This is a genomic window from Streptomyces sp. NPDC054956 (assembly GCF_053609185.1).
Map to the genome: position 1 here is coordinate 1 of NZ_JBSGXB010000233.1, position 12491 is coordinate 12491.

General features: G+C 70.8%; 16 protein-coding genes and 1 pseudogene. 7 read left to right on the forward strand and 10 right to left on the reverse strand.

The window, feature by feature from the left end; translation table 11 throughout:
* The first annotated feature begins 5 nt into the window (after positions 1 to 5).
* Entirely contained in the window at positions 6 to 1106 is a 1101-nt protein-coding gene (locus ACWGDE_RS28285) for a hypothetical protein (RefSeq protein ID WP_453391871.1), read from the forward strand.
* Positions 1107 to 1746: 640 nt separating this feature from the next.
* On the opposite strand, the gene trxA is transcribed toward ACWGDE_RS28285, so the two are convergent.
* The 4 genes from trxA to ACWGDE_RS28305 are packed head-to-tail and all read right to left on the reverse strand — an operon-like array spanning position 1747 to position 4173.
* Positions 1747 to 2073 (reverse strand): thioredoxin, encoded by a 327-nt coding sequence (trxA, locus tag ACWGDE_RS28290; RefSeq protein ID WP_453391858.1) that lies wholly within the window; start codon positions 2071 to 2073, stop codon positions 1747 to 1749.
* Positions 2074 to 2105: 32 nt separating this feature from the next.
* Entirely contained in the window at positions 2106 to 3071 is a 966-nt protein-coding gene (gene trxB / locus ACWGDE_RS28295) for a thioredoxin-disulfide reductase (protein ID WP_453391859.1), read from the reverse strand.
* 4 nt (positions 3072 to 3075) lie between these two features.
* Positions 3076 to 3495: an arsenate reductase ArsC gene (locus ACWGDE_RS28300; RefSeq protein WP_315895706.1), complete on the reverse strand. Its 420-nt coding sequence runs from the start codon at positions 3493 to 3495 to the stop codon at positions 3076 to 3078.
* A 48-nt stretch (positions 3496 to 3543) separates the two neighbouring features.
* Complete coding sequence (locus ACWGDE_RS28305; RefSeq protein WP_453391860.1) at positions 3544 to 4173, reverse strand: arsenate reductase/protein-tyrosine-phosphatase family protein; 630 nt, start codon at positions 4171 to 4173, stop codon at positions 3544 to 3546.
* 76 nt (positions 4174 to 4249) lie between these two features.
* On the opposite strand from ACWGDE_RS28305, the gene ACWGDE_RS28310 reads away from it, so the two are divergent.
* From ACWGDE_RS28310 to ACWGDE_RS28320, 3 genes are read left to right on the forward strand one after another with little or no spacing between them, the layout of a single operon-like run.
* On the forward strand, positions 4250 to 4564 hold the full coding sequence (locus ACWGDE_RS28310; RefSeq protein WP_266635074.1) for an ArsR/SmtB family transcription factor: 315 nt from the start codon (positions 4250 to 4252) through the stop codon (positions 4562 to 4564).
* A gap of 40 nt (positions 4565 to 4604) precedes the next feature.
* Positions 4605 to 5396, forward strand: a complete 792-nt coding sequence (locus ACWGDE_RS28315) for an aquaporin (protein WP_453391861.1) — start codon at positions 4605 to 4607, stop codon at positions 5394 to 5396.
* Positions 5393 to 6451 (forward strand): ArsO family NAD(P)H-dependent flavin-containing monooxygenase, encoded by a 1059-nt coding sequence (locus tag ACWGDE_RS28320; RefSeq protein WP_453391862.1) that lies wholly within the window; start codon positions 5393 to 5395, stop codon positions 6449 to 6451. The genes ACWGDE_RS28315 and ACWGDE_RS28320 overlap by 4 nt, the downstream gene beginning before the upstream one ends.
* A 191-nt stretch (positions 6452 to 6642) precedes the next feature.
* Here the strand turns inward: ACWGDE_RS28320 and ACWGDE_RS28325 are convergent.
* Positions 6643 to 6894, reverse strand: a pseudogene (locus tag ACWGDE_RS28325) (MerR family transcriptional regulator); the annotation flags it as partial.
* On the opposite strand from ACWGDE_RS28325, the gene ACWGDE_RS28330 reads away from it, so the two are divergent.
* Together ACWGDE_RS28330 and ACWGDE_RS28335 are read left to right on the forward strand one after the other, a co-directional pair.
* Complete coding sequence (locus tag ACWGDE_RS28330; protein ID WP_453391863.1) at positions 6893 to 7876, forward strand: alkylmercury lyase family protein; 984 nt, start codon at positions 6893 to 6895, stop codon at positions 7874 to 7876. The pseudogene ACWGDE_RS28325 and the gene ACWGDE_RS28330 sit on opposite strands and share 2 nt — an antisense overlap.
* An 83-nt stretch (positions 7877 to 7959) precedes the next feature.
* Positions 7960 to 8499, forward strand: coding sequence for a DinB family protein (locus ACWGDE_RS28335; protein ID WP_453391864.1), 540 nt, complete (start codon positions 7960 to 7962; stop codon positions 8497 to 8499).
* Positions 8500 to 8572: 73 nt separating this feature from the next.
* On the opposite strand, the gene ACWGDE_RS28340 is transcribed toward ACWGDE_RS28335, so the two are convergent.
* The 5 genes from ACWGDE_RS28340 to ACWGDE_RS28360 form a co-directional block, all read right to left on the reverse strand.
* The gene (locus ACWGDE_RS28340) at positions 8573 to 8908 is read right to left on the reverse strand and encodes a YnfA family protein (RefSeq protein WP_453391865.1); all 336 of its coding nucleotides are present in this window, start codon (positions 8906 to 8908) and stop codon (positions 8573 to 8575) included.
* 292 nt (positions 8909 to 9200) lie between these two features.
* On the reverse strand, positions 9201 to 9650 hold the full coding sequence (locus tag ACWGDE_RS28345) for a MerR family transcriptional regulator (RefSeq protein WP_453391866.1): 450 nt from the start codon (positions 9648 to 9650) through the stop codon (positions 9201 to 9203).
* Positions 9647 to 9976, reverse strand: a complete 330-nt coding sequence (locus tag ACWGDE_RS28350) for a hypothetical protein (RefSeq protein ID WP_453391867.1) — start codon at positions 9974 to 9976, stop codon at positions 9647 to 9649. The genes ACWGDE_RS28345 and ACWGDE_RS28350 overlap by 4 nt, the downstream gene beginning before the upstream one ends.
* A gap of 135 nt (positions 9977 to 10111) precedes the next feature.
* Positions 10112 to 10606: an N-acetyltransferase family protein gene (locus tag ACWGDE_RS28355; RefSeq protein ID WP_453391868.1), complete on the reverse strand. Its 495-nt coding sequence runs from the start codon at positions 10604 to 10606 to the stop codon at positions 10112 to 10114.
* Entirely contained in the window at positions 10603 to 10965 is a 363-nt protein-coding gene (locus ACWGDE_RS28360) for an ArsR/SmtB family transcription factor (protein WP_453391869.1), read from the reverse strand. The genes ACWGDE_RS28355 and ACWGDE_RS28360 overlap by 4 nt, the downstream gene beginning before the upstream one ends.
* Before the next feature lie 114 nt (positions 10966 to 11079).
* Here ACWGDE_RS28360 and ACWGDE_RS28365 point away from each other — a divergent pair, with 114 nt between their 5' ends.
* Positions 11080 to 12441, forward strand: a complete 1362-nt coding sequence (locus ACWGDE_RS28365; RefSeq protein WP_453391870.1) for an NAD(P)-binding domain-containing protein — start codon at positions 11080 to 11082, stop codon at positions 12439 to 12441.
* Positions 12442 to 12491 lie beyond the last annotated feature (50 nt).

The following is a 12491-nucleotide window of genomic DNA, read 5'->3' on the forward strand; positions in this document are numbered from 1 at the left end:
ACTCCATGGACCCACACGGCCAGTTAGCCCGACGCTTCCCCCTCGTCTCACGATTCCGGCCCGCCTGCCTTCCCCTTCCCGACCGCGTCCAAGCCCTCGTGACGCTCGCCGACTCCGCCGCAGCCGGAACAGACCAGGGCCTCGCTTCGGCCGTCTACAACCAGGCCGCCCTCGTCGCCTCCGATGTCGGCTTTCCCGACCTCGCCCGCCAGATGTGCCACCAGCACGCCGACGCCTACCTGCACGCCGCCCCGCTCCCCGTCATGACCGCGATCCGGGCCCTCGAACCGGTCGTCAACCTCGCGCGCCTCCAGATCCGCGCCGGGCACCCCGACGACGGCCTCGACCGTCTCCTGCGCCTCTCCGAGGCCGTCAGCAACAACATCGCCGACCGATTCGACGGCGTGCACGTCCCCGCCGACCTCGTTCAGACCAAAGCCGACCGGCAGGAAGTCCGGGCGTGGTTGTGGCGTGTCCTTCTCGCAGACGGCTCACGCACCCTCACCGGAGCCGGCCGGTGGGCCGAAGCCCTCGCGCACACCCGTGAACACCAGGGCATCGGCAAGCGGATGTTCGACGGCCGACAGATCGCCGTCGTCGCCGCCCTCACCAGCGGTGACACAAGCCACGCCGCCGAACTCATCGCCGAGACCGCCGCCGGCGACCCGTGGGAACTCGCCGTCACCGCCTGCCTGCACGCGCTGTGCCACCGAGCTTCCGCCGGCCTGGGCCATGCTCAGGAGACCGAACTCGAGGCTGTGGTCCTCGCCGTCCCCGCCGAGCAGGGCATGACGGTCTTCGACACCCGGCTCCGCCTCACGGCCCTGGCCGCCATCGACTCCCCTGCAAGCCCAACCGCCCAGCGCATCGTCAACCAGCTGTACCACCACGTCACTAACGCCCGCGACGGCTTCGCCGCCCGGGAAGCGCTGGCCGACCCCTTGTTCGCCAAGCTCGCGGCACCGTCGCAACTTGCGGCCTGCCATGACCTCGTCGAGGCCTGCGCCCTGGGCTCTGGCACCATTCCAGTTCAACTCCGTCGCGCCCTGGACGCAGCACTTCAGCGGAGCGACCGCGTGATCCGCGACAGCCTGTCGGCTTCTTGATCCGTCTCCGGTGTCGGAGCCCAGCCTGCCAGCCCCACGGACATGCACGAGCCCGGCGACCGTACTGAAGCCCACAATCCCCTGCCCGGGTGACACAGCCCTGTGCGAGCTAGTTTCAACGCCGCCAGCGCAGACATGCCAAGCCCACCCAGCGCGACCAGAACATTCGTGCGCCATTCGCCCCCGATTCGGCCGTGACACACCCGATCGGGAGCCGTTTGGGAAGCCAACCGTAGGGATCAGTGGGAGGCGCACCTATGCGACGACGTCATCACTTCCATATTGATCACGCCGGACACTCGGTCAGCGCCACCGTCCAGACGGGGCACCCCGCAGTGGTTGAGGTACTCGTCGATGGCAACCAGACCGGGCACACCACGACGCATGACGACCGCCCCGTCACTATGCCCGTCGAGCTGCCCACTGATCCGCCGACCGCGGTGGCGGTGCGCGCTAGGCCGGTCCCCGTATGCCGCGTTGTTTCCTGGAGATCGCCGGGAGCGAGCCGCAGATCATGTCTCCGCGCCCGTACTGGCTGACGCGCCAGCCCGTAGGGCGAGGCGGGGCTCCCCGCCACCGAACGCGTAAGCGGTGACTGGCGCATGCCGGTCACCGCTTACGGTCGGGCCAACGCCTCGGATCAGGCCTTGAGTAGGTCGCGTAGTTCGCGCTCGATGGCGGCCTTGGGCTTGGCCCCGACGATGGTCTTGGCGACCCTGCCGCCGACGAAGACGTTCATCGTCGGGATGGACATGACGCCGTACGCGGCGGCCGTCTCCGGGTTCTCGTCGATGTTCAGCTTGACGATCTTGATCCGGTTGCCGTGCTCGGTGGCGATGGCTTCCAGCGAGGGGGCCAGCTGGCGGCAGGGGCCGCACCAGGGCGCCCAGAAGTCGACGAGTACTGGCTTGTCGCTCTGGAGGACATCCTCGATGAAGGATGTGTCCGTCACGCTCTTAAGGGCCACGGTGCGGCCTCCTCTCGTGTGTGGGGCGGTGGTTAGCGCGCGTCGGCAAGGGCGGCGAGGTACCGCTCTGCGTCAAGGGCGGCGGCGCAGCCGGTGCCGGCGGCCGTGATGGCCTGGCGGTAGGTGTGGTCGACGACGTCGCCCGCGGCGAAGACGCCAGGGAGGCTGGTGCGCGTGGACGGGGAGTGGACCTTGAGGTAGCCCTCGGCGTCCAGGTCGAGCTGTCCGGTGAACAGCTCGGTGCGCGGATCGTGGCCGATGGCGATGAAGAGGCCGGTCACGTCGAGGTGTTGGATCTCCTCGGTGATCACGTTGCGGACCGTGAGACCGGAGAGCATGCCGTCCTTGTCCTCCAGCTCGGTGATCTCGCTGTCGAAGAGGAAGGAGATCTTGTCGTCCGAGAAGGCTCGGTTCTGCATCACCTGGGAGGCGCGCAGGGTGGAGCGGCGGTGGACGACGGTGACCGAGCGGGCGAAGCGGGTGAGGAACGTGGCTTCCTCCATGGCGGTGTCGCCGCCGCCGACCACGACGATGTCCCTGTCGCGGAAGAAGAACCCGTCGCAGGTGGCGCACCAGGACACGCCCCGGCCGGAGAGTTCCTCCTCCTTGGGCAGGCCGAGCTTGCGGTAGCCGGAGCCGGTGGCGATGATCACCGTCTTCGCGCGGTGAACGGTGCCCTCGGAGTCGGTGACTTCCTTGATCGCGCCGGTCAGGTCGACGGAGACGATGTCGTCGTCGATCATCTCGGCACCGAACTTCTCGGCCTGGGCCCGCATGTTGGTCATGAGGTCCGGGCCGTCGACCCCGTCGGGGAAGCCGGGGAAGTTCTCCACCTCGGTCGTGGTGGTCAGCGATCCGCCGACGAAGATGGAGCTGCCGAACAGCAGAGGCTTCAGCTGCGCTCGGGCCGTGTAGAGGGCGGCGGTGTATCCGGCGGGGCCGGAGCCGATGATGATGACGTTGCGTATGCCGTCGTCGGCGATGGTCGCGTCGGTCACGGGATCAGCCCTGCTTCTTGGCGTCGATCTCGGCGATCAGGCCCTCGATGAGGCCCTTGATCTCGTCGCGGATGGGGCGGACGGCCTCGACGCCCTGGCCGGCCGGGTCCTCGAGCTGCCAGTCGAGGTAGGTCTTGCCGGGGAAGTACGGGCAGGCGTCGCCGCAGCCCATCGTGATGATGTAGTCGGACGCCTGGGCGGCCTCGGGGGTGAGGACCTTCGGCTTCTGGTCGGAGATGTCGATGCCCAGCTCGGCCATGGCAGCCACGGCCGAGGGGTTGATCTGCTCGCCGGGCACGGAACCGGCGGAGCGGACCTCGACGCGGTCACCGGCCAGGTGGCGGAGGAACCCGGCCGCCATCTGGGAGCGGCCCGCGTTGTGGATGCAGACGAACAGGACGGAGGCGGCAGGAGCGGAGGACATCTGTTCTTCCTTGGGGTGAGGCGACTGCGGTGGGGATCTGTGGGGGCTTCAGGGGGCGAGCTGGGTGAGCAGCTCGGTGATGTGGGCGTCGATGGCGTCGCGGATATCGCGGACGACGGCGATCGGCGCCCCATCGGGGTCGGCGACGGGCCAGTCGAGGTAGCGGCGGCCGGGCATGACGGGGCAGGCGTCTCCGCAACCCATCGTGATCACGACGTCGGCGGCCTGGACGACCTCTTGGGTCAGCGGCTTGGGATAGGCATCGGCCAGGTCCACCCCGGCCTCGGTGAGGGCCTGAGCGATGTGCGGCTCCACCGCGTCGGCGGGGTGGGTGCCCGCGGAGGAGACCGTTACCCGCTCGCCTGCCCGGTGCGCCAGGAGAGCCGCGGACATCTGGGACCGGCCGGCGTTCTGGCTGCACACGAACAGCACTCGGGTCGGCCCGCTCGTCAGCCCTTGGGTGTGGGCGAGGGCGTCCAGGCGTTCAGCGGTCAGCCGTTCCGCCAGCACGACCAGGTGCGTGCGGATCCGTGCCTGTTCGGCAAGACGTGCGTAGGAGTCGGTGAGCAGGCTGAGCACGGTTTCCGGCGCGAAGTGGCCGGTGTACCGGGAGGCGAGACGGGCAGCCCCCGCAGCCAGGCGTTCGTCCGGCAGGAGGGGCGAGGAGGGCGTGGACATGGCGTTCCCGTTCAAAGGAGCCAATAAGGTCAGCTCGGACTGGTGTCAGCCCCAGCTGATGTGACAGTATCAGCACATGATGACGTCAGTCGACACTGATCTGATCCGGGTTCTGGCCGACCCGCTCAGGCTCCAGATCGTGACCCTGCTCGCCCGCGAGACGCTGTGCACCACCCACCTCGTGGAGGAGACGGGTGCCAAGCAGACGAACCTCTCCAACCACCTGAAGGTGTTGCGCGAGGCCGGGGTCGTGGATACGGAGCCATGCGGGAGGTACATCTACTACCGCCTGCGCCCGGAAGTCATCGAAGCCCTCGCCGGTCAGTTCGCCGACCTCGCCACGACCGCGCGTGCCACCGCCGAAGCGAACCTCAAGCGGTCCTGCCCATAGCCTTCCGCGCTTTGCCTCACCTGCCCGAGGAGAACCCGTCTTGACCGCCACCGAGCCCGTCGCCGCCCCCGCAGCGGAGAGCGACATAGCCGCCGACGAGCCCCAGCCCGCACCCGGCGCGACCCCGCCCCGCACCCCGCTGATCGCCCGCGCCGCCGCCGAGCTCGTCGGCACCGCGGCCCTGGTCGCGATCGTCGTCGGCTCCGGCATCCAGGCCACGAAGCTCACCGACGACGTGGCTCTCCAGCTGCTGGCCAACTCCACCGCCACTGTGTTCGGGCTCGGCGTCCTGATCGCCCTGCTCGGTCCGGTCTCCGGCGCGCACTTCAACCCGGCCGTCACCCTGGCCGAGTGGTGGACCGCCCACCGCGGCGGCGTTGGAGTCACCGCCCGCGAGCTGGCCGTTTACGTGCCTTCGCAGGTCGTCGGCGCGATCGCGGGCGCGATCCTGGCCGACGCGATGTTCGGCGAGCCGCTGGTGAAGTGGTCCACGCACGACCGTTCCGCCGGAAACCTGCTGCTTGGCGAGGTCGTGGCGACCGCCGGCCTGATCATGCTGATCTTCGGCCTGGCACGCACAGACCGGCTCCGCTTCGCGCCCGTAGCCATCGCCTCGTACATCGGCGCCGCGTACTGGTTCACCTCCTCCACCTCCTTCGCCAACCCGGCCGTCACCATCGGCCGCGCCTTCACCGACACCTTCGCGGGCATCGCCCCGGCCTCCGTCCCCGGCTTCATCGGCATGCAGCTGGTCGGCGCCGTGGTGGGCCTGGCGCTCGTGGCGGTCATCTTCATGCGCGGCAAGAACGACACGGAGCAGCCCGCGGCATGACGCAGCGCACGGATGTGGTGGTGATCGGCGGCGGCCAAGCAGGGCTCGCCGCCGGCTACCACCTGCGCCGCCTGGGCATCGAGCACGTCATCCTCGACGCCCAGGCCACACCCGGCGGGGCGTGGCAGCACACCTGGGACTCCCTCCATCTGTTCTCCCCGGCGCAGTACTCCTCGCTGCCCGGGCGGCTGATGCCCGCCCAGCCCGGCCAGACGTACCCGGACGCGCAGCATGTCGTGGAGTACCTCGCCGACTACGAGAAGCGGTACGAGCTGCCGGTCCAGCGCGGCGTGTGGGTCGACGCGGTCCACCGCGACGGCGAGTTCCTCCGCGTCGAGAGCGATTCGGGCGGCTGGCGGCCTCGTGCGGTCATCAGTGCGACCGGCACCTGGACCCGCCCGTTCATCCCCGCCGTCCCCGGTCGCCGGGAGTTCTCCGGCCGCCAGCTCCACACGATGCAGTACAAGAGTCCCGCCGAGTTCGCAGGCCAGAGGGTGATCGTGGTCGGCGGCGGGAACTCCGGCGCCCAGATCGCCGCCGACCTCGCCTCCGTGGCCGAACTGACGTGGGTCACCCAGCGTCCGCCCCGCTACCTGGCCGACGACATCGACGGCCGCGCCCTCTTCGACGCGGCCACCGCCCGCCGCCGTGCCCTGGACGCCGGCCGCGCCGACACTGGTGGCGTGGCCTCCCTCGGCGACATCGTGGCCGTGCCGCCCGTACGCGCCGCCCGCGACGCCGGACTCCTGCATGCGAAGCCGATGTTCACGCGGCTTACCGCTACCGGCGTCGAGTGGGCCGACGGCACCGACGCTGGAGCGGACGCGGTCATCTGGTGCACCGGCTTCCGCCCCGCCCTCGCTCATTTCGCCTCACTGCGCCTGCGCGGCACCCGCGGCCACATCGCGACTGTCGGTACCCGGGCCGTCGACGAACCGCGGCTGCACCTGCTCGGCTACGGCGACTGGACCGGCCCCGCCTCGGCCACCTTGATCGGTGTGGGACGCCCCGCGCGAGACGCCGCACGGGACATCGCGCAACTGCTTGGCAGCTGACGCCGGGCCCGGGGTGTCAGGGGCGGGCAAGGATCGTGCAGATGTCGCCGGCCGAGCAGGTGTCCGGGTCGGTCACGGCGGCCCGGCGGGCCAGCTCGCGCAAGACCGTGCGAGCCTGGCGGAGCTCGTCCATCCGTCGTTCGACCGACCTGGGTGCATGGCGCCTGGCCGCTGTCGCGCAGGGCAAGGACAGAGCGGATCTCGGCGAGTGTGAGCCCGCCGGCCTGGGCGTCGCGGACGAACGCGAGCCGGGCTACGGCGTGGGGCGGATAGTCGCGGTAACCGCCGGGGGTGCGCGGGGGCGCAGGCAGCAGGCCCGCCTGCTCATAGAAGCGGATCGTCTTCGTCGTCAGCCCCGACTCGGTGGCGAGCTCCCCGATGCGCATGTCTTCAGCGTACGGCTTGACCTTCCATCGCACTGGAAGGTCTACGGTCGGCCCCATGAGGATCACCGTGCTGACCGTGCCTGACTGCCCCAACGCTCCCGTGGTCCGCGAACGGATCACCGCAGCACTGGACGGGAAGCAGGCTCAGGTAGAGCTGATCGAGGTGCGCCAGGAGGCGGAGGCAGCCCGGTGGCGGATGACCGGCTCGCCCACGGTCCTGGTGGACGGCGTCGACCCCTTCGCCGTGGCCGGTGCTCCGCCCAGCGTGTCCTGCCGCCTGTACCGGGACGAGGAAGGCCGGCCCGGCGGAGCGCCGAGCGTCGAGGCCCTGCGGCAGGCATTCGCCGCCACCGGGGTGTCCGCGTCCGCGCCTGACGATGAATGCTGCGGGGATGAGCGTGACGTGCTGGATCCGATCGGCCGGGGCGGCCGGGGCCGACGCGCCCCCGGCCAGCGCGGCCTGCGCACGGTCCATCAGGCCGTGCTGCGGCACTTCGCCGCCACCGGTCACGCCCCCGAACCGGCCGCCCTCGCCGACGCCGCGGCCACCGCAGGCCGTACGGCCGTGGACGTGCTAGCCGAGCTCGACCGAGAAGACTTCCTGACCCTCGACGCCGACGGGCGTATCCGTGCGGCGTATCCGTTCTCCGCGGTGGCGACCCCGCACCGGCTGCACTTGGCGCGCGGGGTGGAGGCGTGGGCGATGTGCGCGATCGACGCCCTCGGCGTCGCCGCGATGCTCCACCAGGACGTCGCGGTCACCTCCTGTGACCCGGTCGACGGACGCCCGGTCACGGTCACCTTCACCGACGGCACCGCGCGCTGGGAGCCCGCCGAAGCGGTCGTCTTCGTGGGAATGCGGGCGAAGGCGGGCCCGGCGGCCTCGGTGTGCTGTGACGCGCTGAACTTCTTCGCCGGCCCCTCCACGGCTCAGGCGTGGGCACGACAGCATCCGGAGGTTCACGGCCGGATCACCAGCCATGGCGAAGCCCTGCGCATCGCCGAGCAGACCTTCGGCCCGCTCCTGGACGAGGACTGACCGGCAGCCGGGGCCCGGTTCCGCCCCCGGCCTGGGCGGGAATCATCCATCCCCGAGCACGAGTACGGGTGGAGCGGAGCATTATGGGCGAGCACACGGCGATGGACCGGCAGGCCGTACACGACGACTATGCGCGGGCGCGGCAGACCTTCCACGCCCTCGTGGACACCGCCTCGCCGCGCCGCCTTGACCGCCCAAGTGACGGCACCCGGTGGACCAACCGCCAGCTGCTGTGGCACATGCTCTTCGGCTACATCATCGCCCGCGTCCTGCTGGTTGTGGCGCGTGCCTTCGGCCGACTGCCCCGGTGCCTGAGCCGAGGTTTCGCCAGGCTGCTGGACGCGGGTACCAAGCCGTTCGACCTCGTCAACTACCTGGGACCCTGTGGGGCCGCCAGGGTCGTCAGTCCGCAGCGGATGGCCGTCATGTACGACCGGGTCACCGGCGCGTTGGAGCGGCGCCTTGCTGCCGAGTCGGACGCCGCCCTTGCCCGCGGTATGCACTACCCCGTCCGGTGGGACCCCTTCTTCAAGGACTTCATGACGCTCGCGGACATCTACCGCTACCCCACACAGCACTTCGAATTCCACTGCCGCCAGCTGACCCTCGATGAGCCAGGCTGAGCGGAGTCCGGCCAGCCGTGTCACCCATACCGAGACCAGGCGCGCGGGCCGCGTGCTCCAAGCCTGGAGCTGGTCAGTGGCTGCGGGGCGCGTACATGATCACGGCCATTCCCGCGAGGCAGACCATGGCGCCGATGACGTCCCAGCGGTCGGGGCGGTAGCCGTCGGCGACCATGCCCCAGGCGATCGACCCGGCCACGAAGATCCCGCCGTAAGCGGCGAGGATACGGCCGAAGTTGTCGTCGGACTGGAAGGTGGCGACCACCCCGTAGAGGCCGAGGGCGATGACTCCGGCGCCGATCCAGATCCAGCCCTTGTGCTCGCGGATGCCCTGCCAGACCAGCCAGGCGCCGCCGATCTCGAAGAGGGCGGCGACGGCGAACAGGGCAATGGAACGAGCGACGGCCATAACGGGGGACCCTACCGGCGGCCCGTGTCGCTGATCTTCAGCGGGTCGGCGGTCACCTTGCAGCCGCACCCGTCCTCACCTGCGGTCTTCGCCGAGCAGGAGCAGGAGCGGCGGCGCTGACCAAGCCACCAGGCGCCGGCGGCGAGCACGGCCAGGACGACGGCGAGGGCCGGCAGCCAGCCGACGACCGCCCCGGCACCCGCCCCGACGACACCCGCAGTGATCAGGACGGGCAGCGCACAGCACGCCAGAGCGGCCAGGCCCCCCCCCCGAGGCGCGGTGGGGGCGGGGGTCAGCAGCAGGGTCCGGCATGGCGGTTCTCCTCGGCGAGGTCGGTGAAGGGCATGGGGCAGCAAGGGCTGGAGGCGCAGACGGCCAGGTCGTCGCAGCCCGCCTCAACCGCGGCGGCCAGGGCGGTGCGGATGGTGGTCAGGTCGGCGATCTTCGCGTCGACCTCGGCGAGCTTGGCCGCGGCCCGGTCCTGGAGTCCGGGTACGCGGCGGCCGTGGCGGTGACGGCCTGCCTCCAGGAGCTCGGCGACCTCCTCCAGGGTGAACCCGAGCCTCTGGGCGGCCTTGATGACCCGCAGGGCGGTGACGGCGTCCTCGGGGTAGAGGCGGTGGCCGCCGGGGCTACGGTCGGGTTCGGCCAGCAGGCCGCGCCGCTCGTAGTAGCGCAGGGTCTGGATGTTCACCCCGGCCGCGTCCGCGACCTGCCCACTGCGCAGTCCTTCCCCGCTCACGGCAGGTCCAGGTGGGCCGCGGCCTGCTCCTGAAGGGCGTCCAGCACCGAGACGTGTGCTTCATCGACCTCGACGTCGAGCAGGATATGTTCCGGGCCGGGCTTGATCGTGAAGGTGAAGAACGAGCAGCAGCCGCTCTCGCGGGCAACCAGATCGCGCACCCTCTCCTCAACGCCGGGGCCGCCGGTGAGCACGAGGCGGAGCCGGCGCCGGTCCGGCCGGGTGGAGCCGGCCAGCTGCTCGGCGAACAGCGCGTTGAACTCCGCGACCCGCAGTGGCTGCTCGGGCGTGGGCAGCGTGCAGGAGGCCGGAACCCATGACCTCATCGTGACCACTCCCGTCGTCGAGTCCCCGGCCCAGTGTGGGCGGGGACATCTCCGACGATAAACCTGTACCTGGGTACCGATTGCAAGCCGGGCGGCGCCGACTGGTGCGGCCCTTCACGTCCTGGCAGAGCGGCGTCAGCCGACGGCGGGGCTGCGGCGTTCCAGGAGTACGACATCTCGCCACGCGCCGTGGTGGCGGCCGATGCGCTCGCGGGTGCCGATGACCCGGAAGCCGGCGCGCTGGTGGAGGGCGAGGCTGGCGCGGTTCTCGGGGAAGATACCGGACTGGATCGTCCAGATCCCCGCAGCCTCCGTCGAGCCGATCAGTGCGGTGAGGAGCCGCATGGCGACACCCTGCCCACGGGCGGCGGGGTGGACGTAGACGGAGTGCTCGACCACGCCCGCGTACGCGCACCGGTCCGAGACCGCGCTCGCCGCGATCCAGCCCAGGACCTTGCCGTCCTCGCCGACGGCGGCGAAGCGGTGCTCCGGCAGCTTGCTGGCCTCGAATGCCTGCCAGGTGGGGGCGGTGGTCTCGAAGGTGGCGTTGCCCTCGTCGATCCCCGCCTGGTAGATGGCCAGGACCTCGTCCGCGTGTGCTTCTGCCAGCGGCGCGATGGTGATGGTCATGCGGTAGCCGCACGAGTCAGGAGCTGTCCCATGGCGGCGAGCACCGCGGGCTCGACCCGGTAGTACACCCACGTGCCGCGCCGTTCGGAGGACAGCAGCCCGGCCTCCCTCAGCTTCTTCAGGTGATGGGAGACCGTCGGCTGGGAGACGCCCACGTCGGAGATGTCGCACACGCACGCCTCGCCGCCCTCATGCGAGGCGACCAGCGAGAACAGCCTCAGACGGACCGGATCACCCAGGGCCTTGAACATGACGGCGGTCCGTTCGGCCTCCTCGGCCGTCAGCGGGCGCTCCGACAGCGGCGGGCAGCACGCCGCCACGGCCTCCGGCTCCAGCAGCGGCAACACCTTCGTAGTCATGCCCCCATCATCCGACGAGTTTCGACGGATGTCTATGTTGACGAACATCGATCCAGGGTCCACTCTAGAGGCGTCAGGACATCGACAGACGTCGAATCAACTGGGGAGCCCGCCGTGAACGCATCCACCGAAGCCCTGCCCGTCGTCGTGATCGGCGCCGGCCCGATCGGACTCGCCGCGGCTGCCCGCCTCATCGAGCGGGACATCGAACCCCTGGTCCTGGAGGCCGGACCGGCCGCCGCGTCCGCCGTGCGTGACTGGTCGCACGTACGCCTCTTCTCCACCTGGTCCGAGGTCGTCGACCCGGAGGCCGAGAAGCTACTCGCCCCTACCGGCTGGGTCAAGCCGGACGGTGCCACATACCCGTCCGGTGGCGACTGGGCCGAGCTCTACCTCCAGCCCCTGGCCGACGTACTCGGCGACCGTGTCCGCTACAACGCGACCGTCACTGGTGTCTCGCGGGCCGGCCGCGACCGCATCGTCGATGCCGACCGCGAGGCCCAGCCCTTCGTCGTTCACTTCACCAGCCCCGAGGGCCGCGAGGAGAGGATCTTCGCCCGCGCCGTCATCGACGCCTCCGGAACCTGGTCCACCCCCAGCCCGGCCGGCGGCAGCGGCCTGCACGCGCTCGGCGAGAAGAGTGCCGCAGAGCAGATCTCGTACCGCGTCCCGGACCTCAAGGACCCGGCCGTCCGGGCCCGGTACGCCGGCAAGCGCACCGCCGTCATCGGCTCCGGCGCCTCCGCCTTCACCGCTCTGGCCTACCTCGCCGATCTCGCCAAGGCTGAGGACGGCACCGGCACGCACGCCACCTGGATCCTCCGGCGCGGGATCAGCGGCTCCACCTTCGGCGGCGGCACTGCGGACCAGCTGCCCGCCCGCGGCGCCCTCGGCCTCGCCGCCAAGGCCGCAGTAGACGGCGGATACGCCGACGCGGTCACCGGCTTCCGCACCGACGCCATCGAGAAGACGGAAGACGGCCGCCTGGCCCTCGTCGGCGAGGACGGCCGCCGCCTGGACCCTGTCGACGAGGTCATCGTCCTCACCGGATTCCGCCCCGACCTCACCTTCCTCGACGAGCTGCGCCTCGGCCTCGACGAGCGCCTCCAGGCCCCGGTCGAGCTCGCCCCGCTGATCGACCCCAACCAGCACTCCTGCGGCACCGTCTACCCGCACGGCGCGGGCGAGCTCTCCCACCCGGAGAAGGACCTCTACCTCGCCGGCATGAAGTCCTACGGCCGCGCCCCCACCTTCCTCGCCATGACCGGTTACGAGCAGGTCCGCTCCATCGCCGCCGCCCTTGCCGGCGACTACGAGGCCGCCGAGCGCGTCGAACTCACCCTTCCCGAGACCGGCGTGTGCGGCGGCGCCGGTCTCTTCGACCAGCCCGAGGCTGCCGAAGAGACCGGCGGCGGCTGCTGCGCCGCCCCGGCCACCCTCACCATCGGCGCCCCCGCCTCCTCCGGCGGCTGCTGACCACCGTGCCCAACACCCAGGCCAGCGTGGCCGCGACCGGGACGGGGGTC

Bases quoted from the DNA above. Each gene is read 5' to 3' on its own strand.
- ACWGDE_RS28285 (WP_453391871.1), top strand. From the start codon at position 6: ATGGACCCACACGGCCAGTTAGCCCGACGCTTCCCCCTCGTCTCACGA.
- ACWGDE_RS28300 (WP_315895706.1), bottom strand. From the start codon at position 3,495: ATGTCCTCCGCTCCTGCCGCCTCCGTCCTGTTCGTCTGCATCCACAAC.
- ACWGDE_RS28305 (WP_453391860.1), bottom strand. From the start codon at position 4,173: ATGTCCACGCCCTCCTCGCCCCTCCTGCCGGACGAACGCCTGGCTGCG.
- ACWGDE_RS28310 (WP_266635074.1), top strand. From the start codon at position 4,250: ATGATGACGTCAGTCGACACTGATCTGATCCGGGTTCTGGCCGACCCG.
- ACWGDE_RS28320 (WP_453391862.1), top strand. From the start codon at position 5,393: ATGACGCAGCGCACGGATGTGGTGGTGATCGGCGGCGGCCAAGCAGGG.
- ACWGDE_RS28330 (WP_453391863.1), top strand. From the start codon at position 6,893: ATGAGGATCACCGTGCTGACCGTGCCTGACTGCCCCAACGCTCCCGTG.
- ACWGDE_RS28335 (WP_453391864.1), top strand. From the start codon at position 7,960: ATGGGCGAGCACACGGCGATGGACCGGCAGGCCGTACACGACGACTAT.
- ACWGDE_RS28340 (WP_453391865.1), bottom strand. From the start codon at position 8,908: ATGGCCGTCGCTCGTTCCATTGCCCTGTTCGCCGTCGCCGCCCTCTTC.
- ACWGDE_RS28350 (WP_453391867.1), bottom strand. From the start codon at position 9,976: ATGAGGTCATGGGTTCCGGCCTCCTGCACGCTGCCCACGCCCGAGCAG.
- ACWGDE_RS28355 (WP_453391868.1), bottom strand. From the start codon at position 10,606: ATGACCATCACCATCGCGCCGCTGGCAGAAGCACACGCGGACGAGGTC.
- ACWGDE_RS28360 (WP_453391869.1), bottom strand. From the start codon at position 10,965: ATGACTACGAAGGTGTTGCCGCTGCTGGAGCCGGAGGCCGTGGCGGCG.